Below are 24,534 nucleotides of genomic sequence, written 5' to 3' on the forward strand. Positions count from 1 at the left end.
GCGGCTAGGAATGGTCGGTTCGCGCGGAAAGGTCCGGCCAGAACCGGTCTGCCCCTTGCGCGATTACCTTACTGCCGAGCCGAGCGCTCCAACAGGCATCGTTGCCGTATTCGGAACGCCATTGCCACAACCGCCGGGTGAGGGGGGCTAATGCGTATTCGTCCGTGAAGCCGATCGCGCCGTGAACCTGATGAGCAACACTGGTGCCCATTTCGACTGCCCGGTTCGCGCGCAGCTTGGCAGCGGCGACTTCGAATTCGGCGTTACCGCGATCGAGCGCCTGTGCCGCACCCATCGCAGCGCAATTGGCCGCTGCCGCTTCGCAGGCAAAGCTCGCGAGAGACTGCTGTACGGCCTGGAATTTTCCGAGCGGCCTGCCGAATTGCTGGCGCTCATTGGCATAGGCGATCGACAAGGCCAGCGCCGCGTCCAGAGCGCCCGCAATCTGACAGGCGCGGGCAAAGGCCATTGCCAGCTCGGTGTCTGCCACTGCTGCTCGCTTAACGATGAGCTTCGGCAGGTCGATGCCAAGGGCGTGATAGCCGGCTAGGCGAAAGACCGTCAGCGCATCGAGCCAGCTGCCGCCGAAGCCGCCCTCCGCTTCGGGCACCAGAAGGTTTGGCAGTCCGAGCTCTTCAAGGCGCGCAATGTCACGCTCGACAATGGCTGCCGCACCCATTCCCGCGAAAAGAGGATCGACCATTTCAGCCAGCATGCGGCGCGTGTCACTCATCTGAGGCCCAATCCGCGTGCGATAATTCCCCGGACGATTTCCCGCGTGCCGCCACGCAGCGAGAAGCTCGGGCTTACCTGCAGCAGGTAGAAGCAGACGGCTCGTAGCACCTCGGCATCTGCGTCGCCGAAATCGACAACAGCCTGGACCAATTGTGGGATCGCCTGCTCGTACGAATTGCCAAGATCCTTGACGATGGTCGCTTCCAGCGCCGGGTCCTCGCCTCGTGCAAGCTTGGCCGCGACCGATGCGCTCATCAATCGCAAGGTCCACGCCTCTGCGGCAAGGCGGCCGACCAGTTGCTGGAGCGCGGGATCTGTCTGCGTTCCGGCATATCGCACCAGTTCCAGAAAAAGCGCCATGGACGACAGGTATCGCTCCGGCCCCGACCGTTCGAGCGAGAGCTCGGCAGTGGCCTGCTTCCAGCCTTCGCCTTCGACCCCCAGAAGTGCATCGCCTGGCAAGCGGACGTCCTCGAAAAACACCTCGTTGAATTCATGCGCACCCGTCAGGTCTATGATAGGTTTGACCGTGACGCCCGGCGCATCCATCGGAATGACGAATTGCGACAATCCGGCCTGTCGCTCGCTGCCTGCTTCGCTGCGGACAAGGGCAATCATGAAATGGCTGATATGCGCGCCGGTGGTCCACACTTTCTGGCCGTTGATGATCCACTCGTCGCCATCACGGCGTGCCGACGTGCGGACCGAGGCAAGGTCCGAACCCGAGCCCGGTTCGCTAAGGCCGATGCAGGCAAATGCCTCGCCGCGGGCAATCGCGGGTACCCAGCGCCGTTTCAACCTGTCGTTGCCGAGACGCAGCAGCAGCGGCCCGCTCTGCCGGTCCGCGATCCAGTGCGCCCCGACCGGGGCACCAGCCGCCAGCAGTTCTTCGATCACTACATAGCGTTCAAGCTGGCTGCGCTCGTGCCCCCCGTACTCCTTGGGCCAGGTCATGCCGAGCAGGCCCGCATCACCCAATTTGCGGCTGAAGGCGGGGTTCGGCTTGGTCCAGCTGTTTGCCCGGCGAACAGGATCTCGCTCGCCGTGCTGCGCAACCAGATCACGGACCTGGTCGCGCAGGCGCGTCGCTGTGTCCGGCCAGTCGATCGCTTCGGTTGCGAAGGTCTGCATCGCTCTCCTCTCCGGTGCTTCTGTCTCCAATTTCTGGCCGCGCCGCAAGACCCGTTGCATCATGCAACGAATCCCGACAGGATATTGCGGAGAGAAAATTCCTGGATTCCGGCAAGGAGAGAAAAGCGATGACAGACTATAAGAACCTGATCGACGGCGAAATGGTCGACAATGGCGAGTGGCTGGAGGTTCTGAACCCTGCCAACGAGCAGGTGGTCGGGCGCGTACCAGCCTGCGGCAAGGATGAACTGGACCGTGCCGTCGCTGCCGCGCGACGCGCGTTCAAGGAATGGAAGAAAACCCCCCAGGAAGAACGTCAAAAAGCGGTCCAGGGAATCGCGGCAGCGATCAAGGGAAATGCCGACGAACTCTATCGCCTGCTGACCAGCGAGCAGGGCAAGCCCCATACGCAGGCGCAACAGGAAATTTACGGCGCAGCCGGCCTTGCTGCTGCGCAATCGACGCTGACATTGGATGACGTGATAAGCCAGGACGACGATACGCGTCTGTCGCGTACCCGCCGTGTGCCTGTGGGCGTGGTCGGCGGTATCGTGCCCTGGAACTTCCCGATCATGATGGCCATTCAGAAAATCGTGCCAGCGCTGGTCGCAGGCTGCACGATCGTGCTCAAGCCGTCGCCGTTCACGCCGCTGACTACGCTGCGCATTGCGGAACTGATCAAGGACGTGGTGCCGGCCGGTACGGTGAACATCATCACCGGAGAAGACACCTTGGGCCCGCTGATTACCGAACACCCGGACATCGACAAGATAACCTTCACCGGGTCGACTGCCACGGGCAAGAAAATCATGGCAGGCGCGAGCGGCGACCTGAAGCGTATCACGCTCGAGCTTGGCGGTAATGACGCGTCGATCGTACTGCCGGATGCCGATGTCGAAAAAGTCGCAGAGCAGCTATTCTGGTCGAGCTTTTCCAATGCTGGGCAAGTCTGCATCGCGGCCAAGCGCGTCTACATTCACAAGGATATTTACGACGACCTGTCCAAGGCGATCGCTGCTTATGCAAACACCGTGGTGGTCGGAGATGGTTCGCAGCAGGGTACCGGCGTCGGCCCGATCCAGAACAAGAAGCAGTATGAGCGCGTGCTCGAACTGATCCAGGATGCGAAGGACAATGGCTACAAATTCCTGACCGGAGGCGACAAGGACCCGTCCGGCACCGGATATTACGTGCCGATCACGATACTCGACAACCCACCGGAAGATGCGCGGATCGTGGCCGAAGAACAGTTTGGCCCCGTCATGCCGCTTTTGAAATTCGACACGATCGACGAAGTCATCGAACGCGCGAACAATTCGGATTACGGCCTCGCCGGCGCAGTCTGGACCAAAGATACCGACAAGGGCGTCGAAATCGCGGAACAGCTCGAAACGGGTACGGTCTGGATCAATGAATTCATGCACCTCTCGCCGTTCGCTCCGTTCGGTGGGCACAAGCAGTCGGGCTTCGGCGCCGAATATGGCGTCGATGGCTTGAAGGAATTCACCTATCCTCAGGTCATCACGGTCAAACGCGACGCGGCCGTCTGATCGCGATCTTCACTTCTGGCGGGGAGGGCCGAAGCCTCCACCGCCGGGGGTGAGGATGACGAATGTGTCGCCGGGCTGCATGTCGCCCGAGCCCGTGGCGCCGAGATTTTCTCGTGAGCCGTCTGCACGCTCGATCCAGTTGCGGCCCGGCGCTGCATCAGTGCCGCCGCAGATGCCGCGCGGCGCGATCTCCCGCCGGTTCGCCAGCATATTGGCGCGCATCGGGTGGAGGAAAGTAATGCGGCGTTCTACGCCATCTCCGCCGCGATATTCGCCATCCCCGCCAGACCCCCGCCGAATGGAGAAGGTGTCGAGACGGACCGGAAGCCGACTTTCCAGGATTTCCGGATCGGTCAGCCGCGAATTGGTCATATGGGTCTGCACGGCGCTGGTCCCATCATGGTCGAGGCCGGCGCCCGATCCGCCGGAGATCGTTTCGTAATATTGATCTGCGCCGTCGCCGAAGGTAAAATTGTTCATCGTGCCCTGGCTCGGTGCCAGCCTGCCTGTCGCTGCGAAGAGCGTGTCGGTCACGACCTGACTTGTCTCGACATTACCTGCCACCACGGCAGCCCCCGGGCGCGGATTGAGCATCGACCCTTCCGGGACGACCAGTTCGACAGGACGCAGGCAGCCATCGTTCATGGGAATGGCATCGTCGATCAGCGTGCGCACGACATAGAGTGCCGCTGCGCGCGTTATGGATTTGGGCGCGTTGAAATTATCGGGCAATTGTCCGCCGGTGCCGGTGAAATCGAAGACGGCCGATCGCTCATCCCGGTTGATCCGGATGGCCACCTTTACCACCGCACCGTTGTCCATCGGATAGGCGAATGTGCCGTCGTCCAGCCGGTCGAGCAGCCGCCTGACGCTTTCCTCCGCATTGGCGAGAACGTGGTTCATATAGGCGGCCACCACATCCGCTCCCTGATCGCGCGCAGCTGACTGAAGCAGTGACTCCCCGCGGGTGCATGCGGCAAGCTGCGCGCGCAGATCGGAGATGTTGCGATCCGGATTGCGCGCAGGATGCGTTGCCGCAGCGAGGACCTCGCGCATTTCCGCCTCGCGGAAATGCCCGGCATCGACCAGCAGGGCATTGTCGATAAGTACGCCTTCTTCCTCGATGGTCCGGCTTTCGGGTGGCATCGATCCCGGTGCAATCCCGCCGATATCCGAATGATGCCCGCGCGCGGCCACGAACGCGCCGGGTTCGGAAGCATTGTCTTCGAAGAAGACGGGCACGATCACGGTGATGTCGGGAAGGTGGGTCCCGCCGCGATAGGGATCGTTGAGCACATAGGCATCACCCCGCCTGAAGCCGCGCCCGTCGCGAGCGTTGCCCCGCGCCTCGATAACGCGGGCGATACTGTCGCCCATCGACCCTAAATGGACGGGAATGTGCGGCGCATTGGCGATCAGTTCGCCCGATCCGTCGAACAGGGCGCAGGAGAAATCGAGCCGTTCCTTGATGTTTACCGAAGTCGCCGTCGACTGGAGAACGACGCCCATCTCTTCTGCGATCGCCATGAAGAGATTGTTGAAAATTTCGAGCCGGACCGGGTCCACCTCGGTCCCCGCCGCACGGTCGCGCTGAAGCGGTTCGCTGCGTGTGAGTACGAGGCTGCCTTCTTCCGCGAGCCGGGCCTGCCATCCGCCTTCGACGACTGTCGTCGATGCCGGATCGATCACCAGAACCGGACCATGCACGACGTCGCCCCGGCTCATCGCCGCGCGTTCTACGGTCTGCCATGTGCCCGAGGGCTTGCCGCTGGCGGCAACCGGCTGGGCCACTGCACTGCCGAGGCCGCCACTCATCCCGCTGGCCTCGACGCTCAGAGCCTCGACCACGATCGGCGCGTGGTCATCGGAATAGCCGAACCGCTGGCGGTGAAGGGTGCGGAACGTCCGGTCCATCGTAGGGACATCGCCGCAATCGATCGGCAGCAAGCTGTCACTGCCTTCGAACCGCAGGCGGGCGTGGCTTTCGAGCACGATCTCGCTGTTTTCGATACCTTGGTCCAGCAAGGCCCGGCGTGCCTGAGCCTCGAGATCCGCTAGTTCTGCGGCGAAACTCTCGCCGAGCTTTCTGACGAGACTGACTTCGCGGATGGCTTTCACCGGCGCCAGGCCAATACCGTAGGCGGAGAGAATGCCGGCGAGCGGGTGGACGAGAACTGTTTCCATGCCGAGAGCTTCGGCGACCCTGCAGGCATGCTGTCCGCCCGCTCCGCCGAAGCAGGCGAGGGCATAGGTCGTCACATCGTGCCCGCGCGCCACACTGATCTTGCGGATCGCATTCGCCATGTTGTCGACCGCGATATCGAGGAAGCCTTCCGCGATTTCCTCCAGCGATCTGGGGTGTGGAAGCGCTTCGGCGATTTCCTTCAGACGGTTGTGGGATGCATGCGGATCAAGCGTTTGATTGCCGTCCGAACCAAAGACGTTCGGGAAGAATGCAGGGTCAATTCGGCCAAGAAACAGGTTGCAGTCAGTCACTGTCAGCGGGCCGCCCTTGCGATAGCAGGCGGGGCCCGGATCCGCGCCCGCGCTTTCCGGACCGACCGTGAACCGCCCGCCGTCGAACTGGCAGATCGATCCGCCCCCTGCGGCAACGGTGTGGATCTGCATCATCGGGGCGGCGACGCGCACGCCGGCCACCACGCTATCGCCGGTCAGTTCGTATTCGCCCGCATAATGCGCGACATCGGTGCTGGTCCCGCCCATGTCGAAGCCGATGAGCTTGTCATGGCCCAGTGGCTTGCCCGCAGCGACCATGCCGACAACGCCGCCTGCCGGACCGGACAGAATGGCATCCTTGCCGCGAAATGCGCCGACTTCTGCCAGCCCGCCGTTCGATTGCATGAAACGCAGGCTGTCGGTTTCGGGCAGACCGGCCTGAAGCGTGTCGGTATAGCGTCGCAGGACCGGCGAGAGATAGGCATCGACGACAGTCGTGTCGCCGCGCGGGATCAGACGAATGAGCGGCGCAACCTCGTGACTGACGCTGATCTGCGCAAAGCCCATGTCGCGCGCGATGGCGGCCAGCCGTTCCTCGTGATCGCGATATTTCCAGCCGTGCATCAGCACGATGGCGAGCGCATCGACGCCGTCGGCACGCAGCCCTTCGAAAGCCCGACGCGCCTCTTGCTCGTCAAGGGCAGTCAGTACCTCGCCATCGGCGGAAACCCGCTCGTCGATTTCCACCACCTGCGAGGCCAGCTGTTCAGGCAGGACGATATGCCGCGCGAAGATATCCGGCCGTGCCTGGTTGCCGATACGGAGCGCATCCCCGAAGCCGCGGGTGATGGCGAGCGCAAGCCGCTCGCCCTTGCGTTCGAGCAGCGCATTCGTCGCGACCGTTGTCCCGATCCGCAGTTCCGCGATGGCGCCATTCCCATGCCGCTCCATGAGGCGCCGCACGGCTTCGCTCGCCGCATCCGCATAATGGCCGGGATTTTCCGAGAGCAGCTTGTCGGTCACCAGCGCCCCATCGGGCGTTACGGCAACGACATCGGTAAAGGTGCCCCCGCGATCGACAGCGAAGTGCCATGCCCTCTTTTTGCTGCCCGATGCCATTGTGCTGTCCCTCCGTCTGTTCGTGACCGGCCCGCAGAAACTCAGACCATGTCCTCTGGACGGACCAGGCGGTCGAATGTTTCCGCGTCGACCAGTTCCAGTTCGAGCGCGGCTTCCTTGAGGGTCTGGCCGTTCTTGTGCGCGTGTTTCGCGATCGTCGCGGCGTTGTCGTAACCGATTTCGGGGGCGAGCGCGGTGACCAGCATGAGCGACCTGTCGACCAGGGCGGCGATCTGGTCCCTGTTCGCTTCGATCCCGTCCACGCAGCGTTCGGCGAAGCTCTCCATCCCGATCGCCAGCAGTTCGATGGAGCGGATCACGTTCGAGCCGATCAGCGGCATGAAGACATTGAGTTCGAACTGCCCCTGCATGCCGCCGACGGTCACGGACTGGTTGTTGCCGATCACCTGCGCTGCGACCATGGTCAGCATTTCGCACTGCGTCGGATTGACCTTGCCCGGCATGATCGAGCTGCCCGGCTCGTTGGCGGGCAGCGACAGTTCGCCAAGGCCCGAGCGCGGGCCGGAGCCGAGAAAGCGGATGTCGTTCGCGATCTTGTTGAGCGCCACCGCCAGCGTGTTGAGCGCGCCGGAGAAAAAGACGAGCCCATCCTTTGCCGCCAGTTGTTCGAACTTGTTCGGCGCGGGTTCGAATTCGAAGCCGGTGATCTCGCTGATCGCGCCGCTCATGTCCTCGGCCCAGCCGTCGGGCGCATTCAGCCCGGTGCCGACGGCGGTCCCGCCAATGGCCAGCTTGCGGATATTGCCACTGAGAGCGCCCTCTATACGTGCCTTGCAGCTTACGAGCTGTGCGACATAGCCGGAGAATTCCTGCCCCAGGGTAAGCGGGGTGGCATCCTGCGTATGCGTGCGCCCGATCTTCACGATATCGGCGAAGGCTTCGACCTTGGCATTGAGCGAGGAGGTCAGCCGGTCGAGCGCGGGGAGCAGCGCATCGCGGGTGGCGAGCGCCGTTGCTACATGAAGCGCGGTCGGGAAGCTGTCGTTCGAACTTTGCGATTTGTTGACGTGGTCGTTGGGATGGACCGGCTCCTTCCCGCCGCGCGTACCGGCGAGCTGCTCGTTCGCAATCCCGGCGATCACCTCGTTGACGTTCATGTTCGTCTGGGTGCCGCTGCCGGTCTGGAAGATGGTCAGCGGGAACTCTTCGTCATAGTCGCCCTTGCGGATTGCCGTTGCGGCGGCTTCGATGGCGTCGGCCAGCTTCCCGTCCAGCCCGTGCTTGCGATTGATGCGCGCGGCGGCCTGTTTCACCGCAGCCTGTGCATGGACGATCTGGATCGGCATGCGCTGGTGAGCGGGGAAAGGGAAGTTTTCCAGACTGCGCTGCGTCTGCGCACCCCAATAGGCGCTGCTCGCCACATCGATCGGTCCTATGGAGTCGGTTTCGGTTCTCGTGTCGGTCATGGTGTCGCTCCTGATACTCGCGCAGACGTCGACCCGATTAGGGTGCTAAGATGGCGCTGGCCACCCGTGGGCCGCCGACCCACCTTCCATTTCTTGCATATGTCGTTGCGCCGCGGACAATTGTTGTGTTCGCGGGGGCAGGTTAGGACGCAAACGAAGGAGATGGCCTGTGCTGTATTTACTCCCGAACCGGCTTCGCCCGATACTTCTGCTTCTTGCGCCGCTCTTGGCAATCTTTGGCGCGCGCATGGCAACTCACAGTGAAATTGCCGCTCGCTATCCGCGCACTGCCGCCTTGTGCTTTCTGTGGATTGCCGCCGACAGCCTAACGCTGGCGCTCATCGCAAAGGCGCCGCGCAACCGGCCGCAACTGCGCGCCGTGCTGGGCGCAATCGCGACGGGTTTTCTGGTCGCGACAGCGGGCGCTGCCGATCCGGTCCGCGCTGCGCTGCTCGACATGCACGCCGTAGTTCTGGCGATGGCTCTGACCGTGGCCACTTATGCCGGGTGGAGCCTGTGGCGGGCCATACGGGTTTTTGAACGGACCGGGTCTATCGCGCAGGCCGCGCAGCAGGTGCTGCCTGAACTGCTTGTACGCATGGCAGCGTATGAATTCGCCATGCTTCGCCTGGCGCTGTTCAGCTGGGGCGCGCAGCCCGATGTCCCTGGGAAAACGCAGAGCTTCAGCTGTCACCGGATAGTCAATCCGATGATTGCCACTTTGCTGGTACTTCAGCTGATCGAGATTGGAGTGATGCATCTGCTGGTCAGCCACTGGAGCACCACGGCAGCATGGATACTACTTGCGCTGGGCGTCTGGGGTTTGCTTTTCACCATTGCACTGATGAAGGCGTTCCGGATTTATCCCGTGCTGATGGACGAAAACCTGGTGCGTGTGCGGGCAGGAACGCTGACCGACTTCGCGGTGCCCCATTGCGAGATTGCAGGCGTCGATGCGGCCATTTCAATGGAAGACACCAAACGCAGCGACGTTCTACATGCCGCCATTCTGGCGCATCCGAACATTATCTTGCGGCTGAAGAAGCCAATCCGGCATCGCGGGCTTTTTGGTAAAACACGGACGGTCGAGCGGGTGGCATTCCGGGTCGACGAGCCAGAGCTGTTCCTCACCGCGCTGCGCGAACGTATTTAGTCGGACCCGAGGCACTTTTGCGTTGCATTGCGGTAGCGTTTGCCCACATCGTCAGAACAGAATGCTGCGCCAATACGAACTCGTAGAGCGGGTCAAGGAATACGACCCCGACGCCGATGAGGCGATGCTCAACCGCGCCTATGTCTATACGGTGCAAAAGCACGGCACGCAGACCCGGGCCAGCGGCGATCCCTATTTCAGCCATCCGGTCGAAGTCGCCGGGCTGATGACCGATCTGAAGCTCGACCAGGAAACCATCGCCACCGCGCTGCTCCACGACACGGTGGAAGATACGCTGGCGACGATCGACGACATCGAGGCGAATTTCGGCACCGATGTCGCGCGGCTGGTCGACGGCGTGACCAAGCTGTCCAAGATCGAGCAGATGCCCGAGAACGAGCGCGCGGCGGAAAACCTGCGCAAGTTCCTGCTGGCCATGAGCGAGGATATCCGCGTGCTGCTGGTGAAGCTGGGCGACCGGCTGCACAACATGCGCACGCTGCATTTCATCAAGAACCCGGAAAAGCGCCAGCGCATCTCGCGCGAGACGATGGACATCTATGCCCCGCTGGCAGAGCGGATCGGGCTGTACGAATATATGCGCGAGATGCAGATGCTCGCTTTCGAACAGCTGGAACCCGAAGCCTTCCGGACCATCACCCAGCGGCTGGACCAGATCCGCAGCGAGGATGGGGGCCAAGTCGATGCCATCGCGCTCGACATGAAACACGCGCTGGCGGAAGCCGGGATAACCACCGAAGTATCGGGCCGCGAAAAGCACCCCTATTCGATCTGGCGCAAGATGGCCGAGCGCCATGTGAGCTTCGAACAGGTTACGGACATCATGGCCTTCCGCATCATCTGCGAGGAAGTGTCGGACTGCTACCGCGCTTTGGGTGTGCTGCATACGACGTGGCAGTTCCTGCCCGGCAAGTTCAAGGACTACATCTCGACCCCGAAGAACAACGGGTATCGTTCGCTCCATACCTCGCTGATCTATGGCAAATCCATGCGGGTCGAGGTGCAGCTGCGCACCCGCGAAATGCACCGGATCAACGAATTCGGCTTTGCCGCGCACTGGGCCTACAAGCAGGGCAATCGCCCCGACGGGCAGGTTGCCTGGCTGCGCGATCTGATCGAGATCGTGGATGCGAGCCACGATCCCGAAGAGCTGCTGGAGCACACGCGGCTGGCGATTTACCAGGATCGCATCTTCGCTTTCACGCCCAAGGGCGCGCTGTTCCAGCTGCCCAAGGGGGCGACGCCGGTCGATTTCGCTTTCGCCGTGCACACCGATCTGGGCGCGCAGACGGTGGGCGCCAAGATCAACGGGCGGCACATGCCGCTGCGCACCCAGCTGAACAATGGCGACGTGGTCGAGATCATCAAGAGCGCGCAGGCCGATCCGCAGATGAGCTGGCTGGGCTTTGTCGTCACCGGCAAGGCCCGTGCTTCCATCCGCCGCGCAGTGCGCCTGAAGGAGCGCGCCGAAGTGGCCGAAATCGGCAAGAAGCTGTTCGACGAGATCGCTTTGCGGGTGCCGGCAAAGATCGGCAAGAAAGCCCAGCGCGAGGCGTTGCGGCGACTGGAAATGGACGAGGAAGAGGACCTCTATTACGCCATCGGATCGGCCAAGATTTCCGATCGCGAGGTGATGGAGGCTCTGGTTCCGGGAAGCACGGCAGAACTGGAGGACGAGCCCGACTGGGCGAAGAGCGGCAAGGCCCTGTCGATCCGCGGGCTGACGCCGGGCGTCGGCTTTAAGCTGGCGGAATGCTGCCACCCGGTGCCCGGCGATCGGATCGTCGGGCTGCGCAAGCCCAACGAAGGCGTCGAAGTGCACACGATCGACTGCCATCACCTCGCCAGCGGTATCGACAGCGACTGGCTCGACCTGTCCTGGGGCAAGCGGTCGCGCGGCGCAACGGGGCGCCTGCGGGTGACGCTGTACGACCGGCCGGGTACGCTGGCCGAGATGGCGGGTATCTTCGCACAGAACCACGTCAATGTGACGAGCCTCGACCAGACCCAGCTCGACCATCCGTTCACCACCTACGAAATCGATCTGGAAGTACAGGACGTACCCCACCTCAACCGTATTCTCAGTGCCCTGCGCGCCAGCGATTCCATCGCTCAGGCGGAGCGGGTATGACCGCCGTCATCGGCATCGACCACGTCCAGCTGGCCATGCCCCATGGTGGCGAGCCGCACGCACGGCGTTTCTGGGTCGATGTCATGGGACTTGCCGAGGTGGCAAAGCCCGCACATCTTGCCGTCAACGGCGGCTGCTGGTTCGAAGGCGCCAGTATTGCGATCCACTGCGGGGTGGAGGAAGGTTTCCTCCCGTCGCGCCGGGCGCATCCGGCATTGCTGGTCGATGATCTGGCTGGCCTGGTGGCGAAGCTGGGCAAGGCGGGTATCCGCTACAAGCCGGGCAAGGATCTGGAAGGCTATCGGCGCGGCGATATCGCCGATCCCTTCGGCAATCGCATCGAATTGATGCAGAAGGTCTGACGCGGGACGAGGCCGCGCATCCGATCGGACGGCGGGTGCTTGCCAATCAGCTCATGTCTCCCGCCATCGATGCGGCGTCATTGACTGCCCGTGCGCCGGACCGGCACCGGAATATTGCAGATATCCGCGCCGCCCGCCGGCACGATGAAGAAGGGGTCGCGGCGATTGGCGCGCGCTTCGGCATAGCGGGCGAAACTGGCGCCGTCTGTCGCGAGATATTCGAACGAGGGGCGCTCGGATGCGGGAAGATCGGCAGCCACCCGGACGGTGAGGATCGGTGTGCGCATCGCTTCGTCTTCGTAGAAGCCGAGCTGGCCTTTGCCGCGCGGCAGGCTGGACAGATGCTCGATCCCTTCGACCACCCTGCCGACGAGCGCGATATTGCGGTCGAGATGACGCGGCGCGTGCCCGATGACCGTGTAGAGTTCCGCCCCCGTCCCCGCATCCGGGGACATGTTCCGTCCCACGCCCACCATGCCGTAGCAATGGATCGGCCAGACGGCTGCAGGCTCGCTTTCGTCGTCGGCGCCGATATTGGATGCCAGCGGCCACCCGCGATCGAACAGCGAAAGCTGCGCGTAGGAATCGACGAGGCCGTTGGCGATGATCACGCCAGCCGTTTCGTCGCTCGTCGAAAGCACATGGCCGGTTTTCAGCGCAAGGTCGCGGGTCGAATCCGCCAGGAGGGTGGACAGGCCGATCGCCTCGCCAGGCGCCGTGTAGTTCCGCTCGTCGGTCGCGATCAGGCCATCGGGCAGAGCCTTGGCCTCGCCCGTGCTTTCGGGATTGTCGTAATTGGCATCGCCCCACTGGGCGACATAATTGTCCTGCACGCGGTTGACGGTGATGTCGTCGAACCAGCCGGCACGCGCGAACGTACGAATGTTTGCAACCCAGTCCTGGCTGAAAGGCGCCGGCATGAGCTGAATCACCACCTTGCGTTCCGATCCGTCCGCGGCAGGCGCTAGGGTCATCACCAGCAGATCTTCGGGCGGGATGGCGACCCATTCGTCCTCGGGGGCCTGATCGACGATCTCCGCAGGCGAGGGCGGCGCAGGCGCAGCTTCCTGCGCGAAGGAGGGGGCGGCGAGCGCAAGCAGCGCGGCGAGGGAAATCAGCGGTCTCGTCATCGCGCATGGCGTGCCACCGTGCGCGGGAAAACAAAAGCCCCCACCTGCGCATTGTAGGGGCAGGAGGGGGCTTCGAGACGGAGTTCGCAGGGTATGCCTGATCCGCGCAGCTCCGTCGCAGCCCGGATATTACTCCCATTTATGCAAATGCCAATAACACGCATCCCGTCCCGGCTTGCGGAATCATCGCCTCGCCGCTAGAGGCGCGCCTTCCTTGCTTGGCATGTCCGGGCGGGGAATGCGGAGCAGTGGCCGAGTGGTCGAAGGCGCACGCCTGGAAAGTGTGTATACGGTAACCCCGTATCGAGGGTTCGAATCCCTCCTGCTCCGCCACTTTCCTGTCTTATGCCGACATGTAGGCGGGGCGCCGAGGCTCCCTACAATCCGACGAATTCTTCGCCCAGGGCGAGGGGGCTTTCAAACTTTTCGTCCTCGGGGGCGCCGACGGCCGGTTTGGCGCGCACGTGTTTCTCGTTCTTCACGCAATCGACCATGAAGGCGCCGAGATCTCCTATGCGGCAGCGGAAGGCTTCCTGGGGCAGGTGTTCTTCATCGACCAGCAATTCGCCGTTGGCCGGCTTTTCGATGAGCCAGGCGGGACGCACGGCGGTCCATTCGAGATTTGTCGCCTCTTCCAGAGACGCCTCCATTTCCTTCATCTGGTCCAAAATGTTGTGCAGCGCCGGGACGACCGTGAGCTTGAACCACTTCGGCAAGCTGGGCTGATCGGCGACGAAGGCCGCAGAGATTACCACAATCCGGTCGATGCCAGCACGCTGCATGCCGTCCAGAATATTGCCGGTGCCCTTGGTGTAGAGCGGGGGAGGCGACATGGCATTGCTTGGCGAGAAGGCGACACCCAGCGTCGAAATTACCGCATCGCAGCCTTTCATTGCATCGGCGAGATCGTCTTCGAGCACGTCTGCCTGGCGATATGTCACACCTTCGAGGCGGTCCTCCTCATCCGGCTGGGAGCGGTCGATAGCCACGACCTCGAGCCCGGCGCGCAAGTCATGTCTGACAACTTCGCGACCGGTTGCGCCGCTGGCGCCGAACACTGCAATCCGTTTCTGGCTCAAATTCGATACTCCCGCATCCCGTTTGCCGGGATAAATTGTTGCAATTGACCGTTTCCAAACCGCAATTCCGACCGCTATGTTCCCTCGTACACGCAGGGAATTATCCAGTTTCAGGCTGCCTCGGCGGGGTCGATCCATTTATCCGGGAGTGATGCGAATGTTTGCCGGCAGTTATTGCGGAAGCCCACCGGGCCTCCACGAAATCGCCATGCGGTGGAATTTCGACCCGGCACTGATCGCTGTCCTGGCATGCGGGCTAGCCTTGGCGTTGCGGGCACGCAACCGGTTGGCAGCCTCCGGGGTCGCGCTGCTTGCGGTCGCTTTCGTTTCGCCGCTCTGTGCTGCGAGTGTTACGCTGTTTTCGGCCCGCTCGGTCCATCATCTTTTTCTGATCGCGGCTTCGCTGGCCTTTGTGATGGCGGTCCGTGACAGCGGCGCGTCGAACCGTATCGTGCGTACGCTATCCGGCCTTCACTTCCCGGTCGGCCCTGCAACGATCGCCATGACTGCCGTGTTGTGGGGCTGGCACGTGCCGGCGCTCTACGATGCTGCTCTCTCCAACATGCTGGTGTACTGGGTGATGCAGCTTTCGATCCTCGCGACGTCCTTCGCGTTCTGGCATGCGGTTCGCCGGGCGAGCGCGGTGGGGGCAGTTGGAGGGCTGCTGGGCGGCCTGGTGCAGATGGGTTTTCTGGGCGCACTGCTGACATTTGCAGCGCGGCCGTTTTATCTGGTCCATATCGTCGCTGCGCCATCGTGGGGTATTTCGGCGCTGGCCGACCAGCAATTGTCCGGGCTCATCATGTGGGTCGGCGGGATGGCGCCTTTCGCGATCGGCGCAGCCGTGATCGCTCGCAAGGCGTGGCTGCTTCAGGACGACATCATGCCCGTCGCCGGCATTGTCCGGAACCCGGCCTGAGATGATCCTTTCGCTCGTCAAGGCGGTTCACATCGCCGCTCTCATCATATGGTGTGCAGGGCTGGTGGGTCTGCCGCTCATGCTCAGCAAGCACGAAATCGGGGAGGGTCAGGGCAGCTATGCCCAGCTGCGCCTGCTGACCCATCGCGCGTATTCCTATTTCGTCACCCCCGCCGCCATCATTGCCATTACCGCAGGCACCGCACTGATTTTCCTGGCTGGCGCCTTCACCCTGTGGATGTTCGTGAAGCTGCTGGTCGTCGGTGTTCTGGTCTCGCTACACGCTTGGATCGGGCATCTGGTGATCCTGATGAGCGAGCGGCGGGGCAGCTTCGTTCCGCGAAGTGCGCTGCCCACGCTCCTGCCGATCGTCGTCGCGATGGTGGCGATCCTGTTTCTGGTACTTGGAAAACCGACACTGGACAGCTTCGCCCCGGCCTGGCTGGACCACCCGCTCGGTCATGAACTCCCGGTCGACGAGACCCCGATTTGATATTCGAAAACAAGCTTGCCCCCGTGCCATCCGGTAAACCCGGTGAAGGCGACGGCGAAGGCGGAGATCATGATGCCAAATGGCAGCACGGCCTGTTCGTACCCGAGCAGTCTGAAACCCCAGTTCATTCCCAGAATGGACAGCAGCATCACGGCGATGATGAAATGCGTCCAGCTGGCGGCGCGCTGGCGGATACCGGGCACACTGAGCAGCTCGATCGTGCCGGTCACCCCGGCGAGAACGCCGAACAGAAACGCCATGCCGGCCGCCCACAACCCGGCCCGCGCCCAGAAAATGTCGCCGGTCCACCAATAGAATATGTCCGCACCAAGAACGCAGGCGGTCAGCGCAATCGGGAAAGCAACCAGCATCGCATGAATGGGATGACCGGCCAGAGCGATGCGCGATTCAAGGCGATGAAAATTGGGCTGCTGTTCGACCGGATCGACCAGCTCGTCGGGGTTCCCCTCGACCAGTTCCTTTTCGGCAACCTCTTCGTGCAACGTGTCGGTCAATGGTTTCATCCTCTGCGTAATCGGGTGCGTGCGGCGAGCGCGATGTTCGCTCTCGCCCCTCTTGCGGCCTGCAACGGGTCATTGTCCACAATCGATCCTGCCGGACCGTCCGCCTTGCGGGTGGCAGACCTGTGGTGGTGGATGCTTGGCGGGTCCCTGTTGTTGTCGGCCCTGGTCTTTACGCTTCTATTCATGGCTCTGTTCAGGCGCGGTATCGCGGACCGCCAGAAGCCGGATCGAAAGGGTGTGTGGATCGGTTGGCTTGGCCTGGCCATGCCGATCGGCGTTCTTTCGGTTCTGCTCGTCTACGCCCTTTGGGTGGGCGAGCGCAGCCTGCCCACCGGCACCGCAGCACTGCGGGTCGAGGCTACCGCCTACAATTACGGTTGGACATTCTGTTACGAAGACGGAAGCTGTTCGGAAGGGGTGATGCGCATTCCAGCCGCACGCCCGGTGGACATCGATATAACGGCCACCGACGTGATCCACAGCCTCTGGATACCCCGACTGGCAGGCAAGATGGATGCGATCCCCGGCCAGGTTAACCGCCTCAGGATCGAAGCCGAAGCGCCGGGGCGTTACGAGGCCGTCTGCGCAGAATATTGCGGCATAGGCCACGCCGATCATCGTTTTGTGGTCCAGGCGTACGACATTGGCGATAGGCCGGACGGACTAGAGGCGGCACGATGAAAGCAATCCAGCTCCACCGCGATCTGACGCGCATCTGGGAAGGCGAGCCGGGCTGGCGCGGCGTTCTCACCAGCGTCAGCCACACCGATCTGGGCAAGCGCTTCATCATTGCAGCAGCTGTTTTCTTTGGGATCGGGGGCGTGCTCGCCATGCTTATCCGGGCTCAACTTGCGACGCCCGAGAGCGCTTTCGCCGGGCCGGAGGTCTACGGACAGATATTCACGATGCATGGCAGTATCATGATGTTCCTGTTCGCCATTCCCATGCTGGAAGGGCTGGCCATCTATCTGCTGCCCAAGATTCTTGGCGCGCGCGATCTCGCCTATCCGCGGCTGACTGCTCTTGGCTGGTGGTGTTACCTGTTCGGCGGTTCGATCATGATCCTGGCGCTGCTGGGCGGCGTGGCGCCCGATGCGGGCTGGTTCCTCTATCCGCCGCTGTCAGGCAAGGAGTTTACGCCCGGCGTCAATTCGGATGTCTGGCTATTGGGCATTACCTTCGTCGAGATTTCGGCGATGTGCGCCGCGATCGAAATCGTGGTGACTATCCTGAAGTTTCGCGCTGCGAACATGTCGTTGACCAGAATGCCGATCATGGCGTGGTATCTGTTGGCGACGGCAGGAATGATGATCTTCGGCTTTCCGCCGCTGATCCTCGGGTCGATCCTGCTGGAACTCGAACGCGCGTTCGGCTGGCCGTTCTTCCAGCCCGAACTCGGCGGGTCGCCGCTGCTCTGGCAGCACCTGTTCTGGCTGTTCGGCCATCCGGAAGTCTATATCATCTTCCTGCCGGCGGCCGGTGCGCTGTCCACCATCATTCCGGTCATGGCACGCACACCGCTCATCGGGTACGGCGCGATCGTGACCGCGGTCATGGCGCTCGCCTTTCTCAGCTTTGGCTTGTGGGTCCACCACATGTTCACCACCGGCATTCCGCACATGGCGCTGGGCTTCTTCTCTGCCGCATCGGTGCTGGTGGCGATACCGACTGCCGTCCAGATATTCGCCTGGATCGGTACGATCTGGGCAGGGCGACCGAAATTCACGCTGCCGATGTATTACATAGTCGGTTTTTTCATCGTCTTCGTGCTGGGCGGCCTGACGGGCGTGATGCTTGCGATCGTGCCCTTCGACCAGCAGGCACACGATACTGCCTTCGTAACCGCTCACCTGCATTACGTGCTTGTCGGTGGGTTCGTATTCCCGATGCTGGCAGCGGCTTACTACTGGATGCCGCACGCCACAGGGCGGACGCGCGTGATGCGATTGGGCATCGCCGCCTTCTGGCTGATCTTCATCGGTTTCAATCTGACGTTTCTGCACATGCATCTGACGGGTCTGCTGGGCATGCCGCGTCGCATGTACACCTATCCTGCGGAAGCGGGATGGACCTGGCTCAACCTGATATCCTCCGTCGGCAGTTTCATGCAGGCCTTTGGTTTCGGCCTCTTCGCAATCGACATCGCATTGCAGCGCCGGGTCGGCAATCGTTCGCGGCGTGACCCGTGGAATGCCGAAACCCTGGAGTGGGCGATGCCCACCCCGCCGCCGCAGTATAATTTTGCCAGCCTGCCCACGGTCGACTGCCGCGAACCGCTTACCCGCGATCGCCTGCTGGGCGCGGGCCTCGCTGCCGGCAGGGGGTTGCTGGGCCGTACGATCGGCCACCGCCGAGAGACGCTTGCCGTGGACATGGTTACTGGCGCGCCGGAGCATGTCGCCATCCTGCCCGGGCCGAGCATCGTTCCTTTCCAGACCGCTCTGGTAATCGGCGGCTTCTTCCTGTCGATGCTGTTGAGCCTGTATTGGCTGGCGCCGGTTTTCATTCTCGGTACGGCGGTCATGGTCTGGCGCTGGACTGCGACAACTGGAACAACCGAAGACGACGGGCCTGTCGATACCGGACATGGTGATCGATTACCCACCAGTTTCGCGGTGCGCGGCAGCGTGGGTTACTGGGGCAGTGTGCTGGCAATCGCGGCGAGCGCAACGCTGTTCGCCTCGCTGGTGTTCGGCCATTTCTTCCTTTGGGTCGTTGCCCCCAACTGGCCTCCGCCCGGCGACTTCGGCGCATATTTCCTCGAACCCTTGCTCGTGACAGCAGGTGCACTCCTTGCTCTGGCCGCAGCGCGCATCGGCGCGCGCGATTTTGCACGATCGAGAAATGGCGCCATGATATCTGCTTGTGGTCTCGCATTGGCCATTGCCGGTCTTCTCATCGGTGCAATTCGCCATTTGCCGGGCCCCGGCGAGCATTCGTTCGCCGCCGTGGGCTGGACACTGACAAGCTACGCGGTCTTCTCGGCAATTGTCGGGCTGCTCGCGCAGGTATTCATGACCCGGCGGATCGCGAACGGGCATACGACCCCCGACCGCCCCCATGAATTGCGCATCGCTGCGGTATGGAGTGATTACGGGGCCGCCGTCGCACTGGCTGTCGCCTGGATACTGTCGCTTTCGAGTGCATCGCTATGACGGCGCTGATCCGCATGATCTCCGGCCTTGTATTGTGGAGCATGGCTTTCGCAGTGCTTTACGCACTGCAAGGACTGGGCTGTGCACGAGGCTGGACCGAACCGGCCGTATTCGGCCTTACGCAGACAAAGGCGGTTCTGCTTGCGGTCTGGGCGGGGCTGATCGCCTCACAGGTGGTGCTGCTGCTTTGGCTGATGCGACGGCGCGATACGCAGATGGAGCGCATCGGCATAGCGATCGGGTGGATCGGCCTCGGCGCTACCGTGATAACGGGGCTGCCGATCCTGGCAATATCGACTTGCTACTGACGTACGCTCTTAGCGCGTCGACTGGCGCGCTTCGCCAGCCGGTACAGCCGAACCGCCTTGCAAAGCGACACGCCAAACGGTGTTGGAAACGTCATCCGCTATCAGCAATGCCCGGCGCTGTTCGTCGAAAAGGACACCGACAGGGCGTCCGCGGGCGTGCCCATCCTTCAGGAAGCCGGTAGCAAGGTCGATAGGCTTGCCCGAGGGGCGCCCGTTTCGGAACGGCACGAAAGTAACCTTGTAACCCGACGGATCGTTGCGGTTCCAACTGCCGTGTTCACCCACGAATGCGCCTTCGGAGAAGGGGCCCCCAAGGCCCCCGTTCGTGGTGAAGTCCAGTCCCAACGCGGCGACATGCGAACCAAGAGCATAATCGGGCGCTATCGCCTTGCGCACCAGATCAGGACGCTGCGGGCGAACGCGGGGATCAACGTGTTGACCGTAATAGCTATAGGGCCAGCCATAGAAGGCGCCCTGGCGAACGGATGTCAGATAGTCGGGGACCAGTTGCGGCCCGAGTTCGTCCCGCTCATTGACCACCGCCCACAATTGCTCGGTCCAGGGATTGATGGACAGGGCCGTCGGGTTGCGGATGCCGGAGGCGAAGATGCGGCTGGCACCGGTCTGGCGGTCGATTTCCCAGATCACCGCGCGGTCTTCCTCCACATCCATGCCGCGCTCACCGACATTGCTGTTCGAGCCTATGCCGACATACAGCTTCGAGCCATCCGGGCTGGCGGTCATGGCCTTGGTCCAGTGATGGTTGATCACCGATGGGAGCTTGGTCACCTCGGTGCCCGGGCCATCGATACGCGTAGCGCCTTCGGTGTAATCGAAGCTGACCAGATTTCCCTGATTGGCGACGTAGATCTTCCCGTCGACGAAAGCCAATCCGTACGGAGCATCGAGCCCGTCGATGAAGGTGGTCTGCAGATCGGTCTGCCCATCGCCGTCACGGTCGCGCAGCAGGGTGATGCGGTTGCCGCCTTCGACCGAGCTTTTGCCGCGCTTCTTGATCATTCCGGCGATGACATCCTTCGGACGGACAGCCGGGGCGTGTCCACCCGATCCTTCGGCAACCAGTATGTCGCCGTTGGGCAGAAGCAGCATCTGCCGCGGGATTTTCAGGTCTTTCGCAATCGCAGTTACCGTAAAACCTTCGGGCACGGTCGGAAGTTCGCCGCCCCAGCCTTTGGGCGTGGGAATTTTCATGGCGGGCAAGAGCGTGTCGCTTTGCTGAGGAAGATCGGGCCGTTCGCCTGTCTGATCCAGGTCGGGATCGCTTTGCGATTGGCACGCGGCGAGCGAAGCTGCGAGAGCGAGAAGGACGATCCGTTTCATGCCCGATACTCCTTAACCTGGGTTTGGCCGAAGGCGAGAAAGGCTGAGACAAAGGCCAGGATCGTACAGAGGATCGAGAGGACAAGACCGAAGGTGCCGACCGAATGCCAGCCGTCACGCGCATGCTGGAAAGCGTTGAGGACGCCGGCAATGAACATCAGCGCGACCACGATCACATATGCCCACCCGCGCTGCCTCGTGCGGCCAAGAAACTGGCTGACAAGGGCCCACGCAAGAACAAGTCCTGCAAATACATCGGCACCGGCAATCAGCCAGGAGGAAAAATTGGTCCACTGGATGACCGCCGTGTTGAGATAGGTGATGTCGGACAAGAGTGCGGCGGGGTACAGCGCAACGGGAAAAGCAAGCAGGATCGCATGTATCGGGTTGGTGAATGACCTGGTTCGAGCAAGCGTTTCAGCCATGTAGATTTCCTCCGATTGTCATGCACTCCTCAACGCTAACCCCTCGTGGGAAAAATGGTGCCGGTGCCTGCTGCATTTTAGTACCGCTGACGGAAGCTGTGTCTTGCTCGGTTCCCGTTCCAGCAGGCACGCCGGAGCCTGCTTTCTTTACGTTTTGTTAACCTCGATTTCCTAGCGAACGGGGCTCGAAGCATCGTGAAGAAGCGGCGGCTACTCAGCTACTAGAATGTCCTTTTCTTGAAACTTTCAGCGCAAAGATTGCGCATCGGGCTCGTCGGGTGGGTCCTGGTCGCCTCATGTATCGGTACGCTGATCATTCTCGCCTTTCTGGCGATCTCGACAAATCGTGGTTTCGAGGAAAACGACCGGCTTCGGCATCTCGTAACCGACTCATATGACGCAAGGTCGGCGCTGCAGGAGTTGATGACCCTGCATCAGGATATCGAGATAGGTCAGCGAGGTTATGCCATCACCGGTGATACCGCGTTCCTCGCACCATATCGGGTTGCCGAAGCGCAAGTCGAACGCCAGCTGAATGCAGTCGCCGCACGAACGAGCAAGATCGGCTCGACGCAGCTGGTTGCGCAGCTCAGGCAGGCGTCCCGTGACAAGCGAGATTTTGCCAAACGCACGATTGCCCTGGTCGCCGACGGTCGGCGCGGGGAAGCCCAGCGACTGATAGCGACCGGAGCCGGCAAAGTGCTGATGGACCGCGTTCGCGGATTGGTCGAAGAACTATCCGAAGTCGAACGGCTGATGCTGGATCGGAGCACCGCCAACGCCGAAACCGATCGGCAGAAGCTCCAAGGGCGGACGCTGGGGCTTGAAATCGGGCTGATCCTCCTGCTGACACTGGCCGGTCTGCTGGTCTTGCGCAGCCAGTTGAGCAGGCAATCGGCTCTGCGCCGGGCCAGCGATATGGCGGCGCGTCAGGAAGCGATCTTCGACAGCTCGATGGATGGCATGATCGTGCTCAACCCCAGCGGCAGTATCGAAAGCATAAATCCCGCTGCGGCATCCATGTTCGGCGCTAGCGCGAGTTCTCTCCTGCGGCGCGATATCGGCATCCTGTTCGAAGTCGCGCCAGATCGTGGACAGATCGAGACTTTCCTCTCCAGGCTCAAGGCCAAGCGTAGCGAGAACAAGGGCCGCATTCAGGAATTTTTCGGCCGACGCAGCGATGGGACGATTTTCCCGCTGGAAGTCTCGGTCAGCCCGGTCGATCTCGCCGACCGGACCAGCTTTGTAGCGGTCTTGCGCGACGTCAGCGAACGCCGCGAAGTCGAGCAGATGAAGAGCGAATTTGTCGCCACCGTCAGCCACGAGCTTCGTACACCGCTTACGTCGATTGCCGGCTCGCTCGGCCTGATAAATGGTGGCGCAGCGGGCGAGGTGTCGCCCAAAGTCGGGCGACTGATCGAAATTGCGCATAGTAACGCAGCCCGGCTTGTCAGGCTGATCAACGACATTCTCGATATCGAAAAGATCGAGGCGGGGCGGATGCAATTCGATATTCGGCCGCTCGCACTCGCACCATTGCTCGATGCGGCTGTGCATCAGGCGGCCGGCTTCGCGGGTCAATACGATATAGCGCTCCGTATAGAGCCGTTCCCGCCCAATGCCGGAGTGCTGGCCGACGAGGACCGCTTGATGCAGGTGATGACGAACCTGCTGTCGAACGCGATCAAGTTTTCGCGGCGCGGAGAAACGGTTACCGTGACCGTACGGCCGCTCGATCGTCGATATCGGATCAGCGTGACCGATTGCGGTGAGGGGATTTCGGAAGTCTTTCGCGCGCGCATTTTCCAGAAATTTGCCCAGGCCGATGCATCGGATTCCCGGCAGAAGGGCGGTACCGGGCTTGGGCTCAGCATCGTGAAGGAAATCGTTACACGCCTCGGCGGTTCGATCAGCTTCGATACTGTGGAAGGCAGGGGAACCGTGTTCCACGTCGACCTGCCCGCGGCCGAGCTCCATGAGCCGGTTGCGATCGAAGCACGGCCGCTGGAGCGCCGCGAACCCGAACCATCGCTGCCGACGATTCTCCATGTCGACGATGATCCGGACATGCTCGCCGTCGTGGAAAGCGCCTTCGAAGGCAAGGCGCTTCTTCATTCCACGCAGAGCATGTCTCAGGCGCGAGCGTTTATCCGTCGCAGTAAATATGATGCAGCAATTCTCGATGTCGGCATGCTCGATGGATGTGGCACGGACCTGGTCGCTCCACTGCGCGAGCGTTCACCCACCGTGCCGATCATGCTGTTCACCGCACAGGAAGTCGAACCGGCAGCACGTAATGGTATCGATCTCGTCTTGGTAAAATCTCGCGCCAGCCTGGATACGCTGGTCGATCAAACCATCGACTTGATCGAGGCGCGCAAAAATAAGGGAATAGGCCCGTGACCAGCGAAATCCTCTACGTCGATGACGAGGCCGATATCCGCGAGATTGCAGAAATGGCCATTGGCCTGGACCCATCGTTGATCGTGCGAACCTGCGGATCAGGCCAGGAAGGTTTCGAGCAGGCCCGGCAGTCTCCGCCAGACCTGATGTTGCTTGATGTCATGATGCCCGGATTGGATGGACCAGGCGTGTTGAGCCTGTTGCAAGAGGATCCGGTTACCGCATCCGTTCCCGTTGTTTTCATCACCGCCCGCACGCAGGAGCAGGAGATCGCCCACCTGAAGCAACTCGGTGCGCGGGGCGTTATCGCCAAGCCATTCGATCCCATGACACTGGCCGAACAAGTGCGGAGCTTTCTCGATGGATGACATCGACGAACGCCTCGCGGCCTTTTCCAGGCTGTTCGCGGAGCAGGCCGGCGCCAGTGCCGAAGCGATCGAAAATGCGTCGAACACGGGCGACGTGCAGAGGCTCCAGCAATTGTGTCACAGTCTGGCGGGGCGCGCGGGCATGTTCGGCGAAGCGGCGTTGGGCGAAACTGCTAGCCGTATCGAGCAAGCGCTGGAAGCAGGACAGTCGCCACAAAGCCTGTCCGCTGCAATCGACGGGCTGACGGCCCAGCTCAGGGTGGTCCATGCACGAGCGCACCCGTAACGCAGCGGAGTTGAAGT

Annotated in this window: 21 protein-coding genes and 1 tRNA gene; 13 read left to right on the forward strand and 9 right to left on the reverse strand. The window is 62.0% G+C overall.

The window, feature by feature from the left end; all coding sequences use genetic code 11:
* Positions 1-4 precede the first annotated feature (4 nt).
* Positions 5-733: an acyl-CoA dehydrogenase family protein gene (locus K3177_RS04335; RefSeq protein WP_221597199.1), complete on the reverse strand. Its 729-nt coding sequence runs from the start codon at positions 731-733 to the stop codon at positions 5-7.
* On the reverse strand, positions 730-1,866 hold the full coding sequence (locus K3177_RS04340) for an acyl-CoA dehydrogenase family protein (RefSeq protein WP_247714216.1): 1,137 nt from the start codon (positions 1,864-1,866) through the stop codon (positions 730-732). The genes K3177_RS04335 and K3177_RS04340 overlap by 4 nt, the downstream gene beginning before the upstream one ends.
* A 128-nt stretch (positions 1,867-1,994) precedes the next feature.
* Here K3177_RS04340 and K3177_RS04345 point away from each other — a divergent pair, with 128 nt between their 5' ends.
* Entirely contained in the window at positions 1,995-3,416 is a 1,422-nt protein-coding gene (locus tag K3177_RS04345; RefSeq protein ID WP_221597200.1) for an aldehyde dehydrogenase family protein, read from the forward strand.
* Between the two features lie 9 nt (positions 3,417-3,425).
* Here K3177_RS04345 and K3177_RS04350 read toward each other — a convergent pair whose 3' ends face one another.
* Positions 3,426-6,992, reverse strand: coding sequence for a hydantoinase B/oxoprolinase family protein (locus K3177_RS04350; RefSeq protein WP_221597201.1), 3,567 nt, complete (start codon positions 6,990-6,992; stop codon positions 3,426-3,428).
* A 41-nt stretch (positions 6,993-7,033) separates the two neighbouring features.
* Positions 7,034-8,419 carry a class II fumarate hydratase gene (fumC, locus tag K3177_RS04355; RefSeq protein WP_221597202.1) on the reverse strand — a complete coding sequence of 462 codons (1,386 nt, stop codon included), beginning with the start codon at positions 8,417-8,419 and terminating at the stop codon, positions 7,034-7,036.
* A gap of 247 nt (positions 8,420-8,666) precedes the next feature.
* Between fumC and K3177_RS04360 the strand changes: the two genes are divergently transcribed.
* The 3 genes from K3177_RS04360 (at position 8,667) to K3177_RS04370 (ending at position 12,086) form a co-directional block, all read left to right on the forward strand.
* Positions 8,667-9,572, forward strand: coding sequence for a hypothetical protein (locus K3177_RS04360; RefSeq protein WP_221597203.1), 906 nt, complete (start codon positions 8,667-8,669; stop codon positions 9,570-9,572).
* A gap of 61 nt (positions 9,573-9,633) precedes the next feature.
* Positions 9,634-11,724, forward strand: a complete 2,091-nt coding sequence (locus K3177_RS04365) for a RelA/SpoT family protein (protein WP_103025131.1) — start codon at positions 9,634-9,636, stop codon at positions 11,722-11,724.
* Complete coding sequence (locus K3177_RS04370; protein WP_221597204.1) at positions 11,721-12,086, forward strand: VOC family protein; 366 nt, start codon at positions 11,721-11,723, stop codon at positions 12,084-12,086. The genes K3177_RS04365 and K3177_RS04370 overlap by 4 nt, the downstream gene beginning before the upstream one ends.
* 77 nt (positions 12,087-12,163) lie before the next feature.
* Here K3177_RS04370 and K3177_RS04375 read toward each other — a convergent pair whose 3' ends face one another.
* A complete protein-coding gene (locus tag K3177_RS04375; RefSeq protein WP_221597205.1) occupies positions 12,164-13,216 on the reverse strand; it encodes a peptidylprolyl isomerase in 1,053 nt (350 codons plus the stop codon).
* 242 nt (positions 13,217-13,458) lie between these two features.
* Here K3177_RS04375 and K3177_RS04380 point away from each other — a divergent pair.
* Positions 13,459-13,549 (forward strand) — tRNA-Ser (locus K3177_RS04380).
* Between the two features lie 44 nt (positions 13,550-13,593).
* Here K3177_RS04380 and K3177_RS04385 read toward each other — a convergent pair.
* Positions 13,594-14,295 carry an NAD(P)-dependent oxidoreductase gene (locus tag K3177_RS04385; protein WP_247714217.1) on the reverse strand — a complete coding sequence of 234 codons (702 nt, stop codon included), beginning with the start codon at positions 14,293-14,295 and terminating at the stop codon, positions 13,594-13,596.
* 157 nt (positions 14,296-14,452) lie between these two features.
* Here K3177_RS04385 and K3177_RS04390 point away from each other — a divergent pair, with 157 nt between their 5' ends.
* The gene (locus tag K3177_RS04390; RefSeq protein ID WP_221597208.1) at positions 14,453-15,214 is read left to right on the forward strand and encodes a cytochrome c oxidase assembly protein; all 762 of its coding nucleotides are present in this window, start codon (positions 14,453-14,455) and stop codon (positions 15,212-15,214) included.
* A 1-nt stretch (position 15,215) separates the two neighbouring features.
* A complete protein-coding gene (locus K3177_RS04395) occupies positions 15,216-15,707 on the forward strand; it encodes a CopD family protein (protein ID WP_196847626.1) in 492 nt (163 codons plus the stop codon).
* Here the strand turns inward: K3177_RS04395 and K3177_RS04400 are convergent.
* Positions 15,674-16,222 carry a DUF2231 domain-containing protein gene (locus tag K3177_RS04400; protein ID WP_234003226.1) on the reverse strand — a complete coding sequence of 183 codons (549 nt, stop codon included), beginning with the start codon at positions 16,220-16,222 and terminating at the stop codon, positions 15,674-15,676. The two genes, K3177_RS04395 and K3177_RS04400, sit on opposite strands and share 34 nt — an antisense overlap.
* 42 nt (positions 16,223-16,264) lie before the next feature.
* On the opposite strand from K3177_RS04400, the gene K3177_RS04405 reads away from it, so the two are divergent.
* Genes K3177_RS04405 through K3177_RS04415 form a run of 3 tightly spaced genes read left to right on the forward strand, consistent with a single transcriptional unit; the run spans position 16,265 to position 19,694 of the window.
* Entirely contained in the window at positions 16,265-16,912 is a 648-nt protein-coding gene (locus K3177_RS04405; RefSeq protein ID WP_221597210.1) for a cytochrome c oxidase subunit II, read from the forward strand.
* Positions 16,909-19,386 (forward strand): cytochrome c oxidase subunit I, encoded by a 2,478-nt coding sequence (ctaD, locus tag K3177_RS04410; RefSeq protein ID WP_221597212.1) that lies wholly within the window; start codon positions 16,909-16,911, stop codon positions 19,384-19,386. The genes K3177_RS04405 and ctaD overlap by 4 nt, the downstream gene beginning before the upstream one ends.
* Positions 19,383-19,694 carry a hypothetical protein gene (locus K3177_RS04415; protein ID WP_221597214.1) on the forward strand — a complete coding sequence of 104 codons (312 nt, stop codon included), beginning with the start codon at positions 19,383-19,385 and terminating at the stop codon, positions 19,692-19,694. Before ctaD ends, K3177_RS04415 begins: the two co-directional genes overlap by 4 nt.
* A 9-nt stretch (positions 19,695-19,703) precedes the next feature.
* On the opposite strand, the gene K3177_RS04420 is transcribed toward K3177_RS04415, so the two are convergent.
* Together K3177_RS04420 and K3177_RS04425 are read right to left on the reverse strand one after the other, a co-directional pair.
* Entirely contained in the window at positions 19,704-21,035 is a 1,332-nt protein-coding gene (locus K3177_RS04420) for a PQQ-dependent sugar dehydrogenase (protein WP_221597216.1), read from the reverse strand.
* Positions 21,032-21,460 (reverse strand): DUF2231 domain-containing protein, encoded by a 429-nt coding sequence (locus tag K3177_RS04425; protein ID WP_221597218.1) that lies wholly within the window; start codon positions 21,458-21,460, stop codon positions 21,032-21,034. Before K3177_RS04425 ends, K3177_RS04420 begins: the two co-directional genes overlap by 4 nt.
* Before the next feature lie 237 nt (positions 21,461-21,697).
* On the opposite strand from K3177_RS04425, the gene K3177_RS04430 reads away from it, so the two are divergent.
* Genes K3177_RS04430 through K3177_RS04440 form a run of 3 tightly spaced genes read left to right on the forward strand, consistent with a single transcriptional unit; the run spans position 21,698 to position 24,517 of the window.
* Entirely contained in the window at positions 21,698-23,863 is a 2,166-nt protein-coding gene (locus K3177_RS04430; protein ID WP_221597220.1) for an ATP-binding protein, read from the forward strand.
* On the forward strand, positions 23,860-24,231 hold the full coding sequence (locus K3177_RS04435) for a response regulator (protein WP_103024457.1): 372 nt from the start codon (positions 23,860-23,862) through the stop codon (positions 24,229-24,231). Before K3177_RS04430 ends, K3177_RS04435 begins: the two co-directional genes overlap by 4 nt.
* The gene (locus tag K3177_RS04440) at positions 24,224-24,517 is read left to right on the forward strand and encodes an Hpt domain-containing protein (protein WP_221597222.1); all 294 of its coding nucleotides are present in this window, start codon (positions 24,224-24,226) and stop codon (positions 24,515-24,517) included. Before K3177_RS04435 ends, K3177_RS04440 begins: the two co-directional genes overlap by 8 nt.
* Positions 24,518-24,534: the final 17 nt, after the last annotated feature.

Origin of the sequence: Qipengyuania pacifica (genome assembly GCF_019711555.1) — a bacterium.
Lineage (GTDB): Bacteria > Pseudomonadota > Alphaproteobacteria > Sphingomonadales > Sphingomonadaceae > Qipengyuania > Qipengyuania pacifica.

Coding starts and splice junctions, on each gene's coding strand:
- K3177_RS04335 (WP_221597199.1), bottom strand. CDS start 733: ATGAGTGACACGCGCCGCATGCTGGCTGAAATGGTCGATCCTCTTTTC.
- K3177_RS04340 (WP_247714216.1), bottom strand. CDS start 1,866: ATGCAGACCTTCGCAACCGAAGCGATCGACTGGCCGGACACAGCGACG.
- K3177_RS04345 (WP_221597200.1), top strand. CDS start 1,995: ATGACAGACTATAAGAACCTGATCGACGGCGAAATGGTCGACAATGGC.
- K3177_RS04350 (WP_221597201.1), bottom strand. CDS start 6,992: ATGGCATCGGGCAGCAAAAAGAGGGCATGGCACTTCGCTGTCGATCGC.
- fumC (WP_221597202.1), bottom strand. CDS start 8,419: ATGACCGACACGAGAACCGAAACCGACTCCATAGGACCGATCGATGTG.
- K3177_RS04360 (WP_221597203.1), top strand. CDS start 8,667: ATGGCAACTCACAGTGAAATTGCCGCTCGCTATCCGCGCACTGCCGCC.
- K3177_RS04365 (WP_103025131.1), top strand. CDS start 9,634: ATGCTGCGCCAATACGAACTCGTAGAGCGGGTCAAGGAATACGACCCC.
- K3177_RS04370 (WP_221597204.1), top strand. CDS start 11,721: ATGACCGCCGTCATCGGCATCGACCACGTCCAGCTGGCCATGCCCCAT.
- K3177_RS04375 (WP_221597205.1), bottom strand. CDS start 13,216: ATGACGAGACCGCTGATTTCCCTCGCCGCGCTGCTTGCGCTCGCCGCC.
- K3177_RS04390 (WP_221597208.1), top strand. CDS start 14,453: ATGTTTGCCGGCAGTTATTGCGGAAGCCCACCGGGCCTCCACGAAATC.
- K3177_RS04395 (WP_196847626.1), top strand. CDS start 15,216: ATGATCCTTTCGCTCGTCAAGGCGGTTCACATCGCCGCTCTCATCATA.
- K3177_RS04405 (WP_221597210.1), top strand. CDS start 16,265: ATGTTCGCTCTCGCCCCTCTTGCGGCCTGCAACGGGTCATTGTCCACA.
- ctaD (WP_221597212.1), top strand. CDS start 16,909: ATGAAAGCAATCCAGCTCCACCGCGATCTGACGCGCATCTGGGAAGGC.
- K3177_RS04415 (WP_221597214.1), top strand. CDS start 19,383: ATGACGGCGCTGATCCGCATGATCTCCGGCCTTGTATTGTGGAGCATG.
- K3177_RS04420 (WP_221597216.1), bottom strand. CDS start 21,035: ATGAAACGGATCGTCCTTCTCGCTCTCGCAGCTTCGCTCGCCGCGTGC.
- K3177_RS04425 (WP_221597218.1), bottom strand. CDS start 21,460: ATGGCTGAAACGCTTGCTCGAACCAGGTCATTCACCAACCCGATACAT.
- K3177_RS04440 (WP_221597222.1), top strand. CDS start 24,224: ATGGATGACATCGACGAACGCCTCGCGGCCTTTTCCAGGCTGTTCGCG.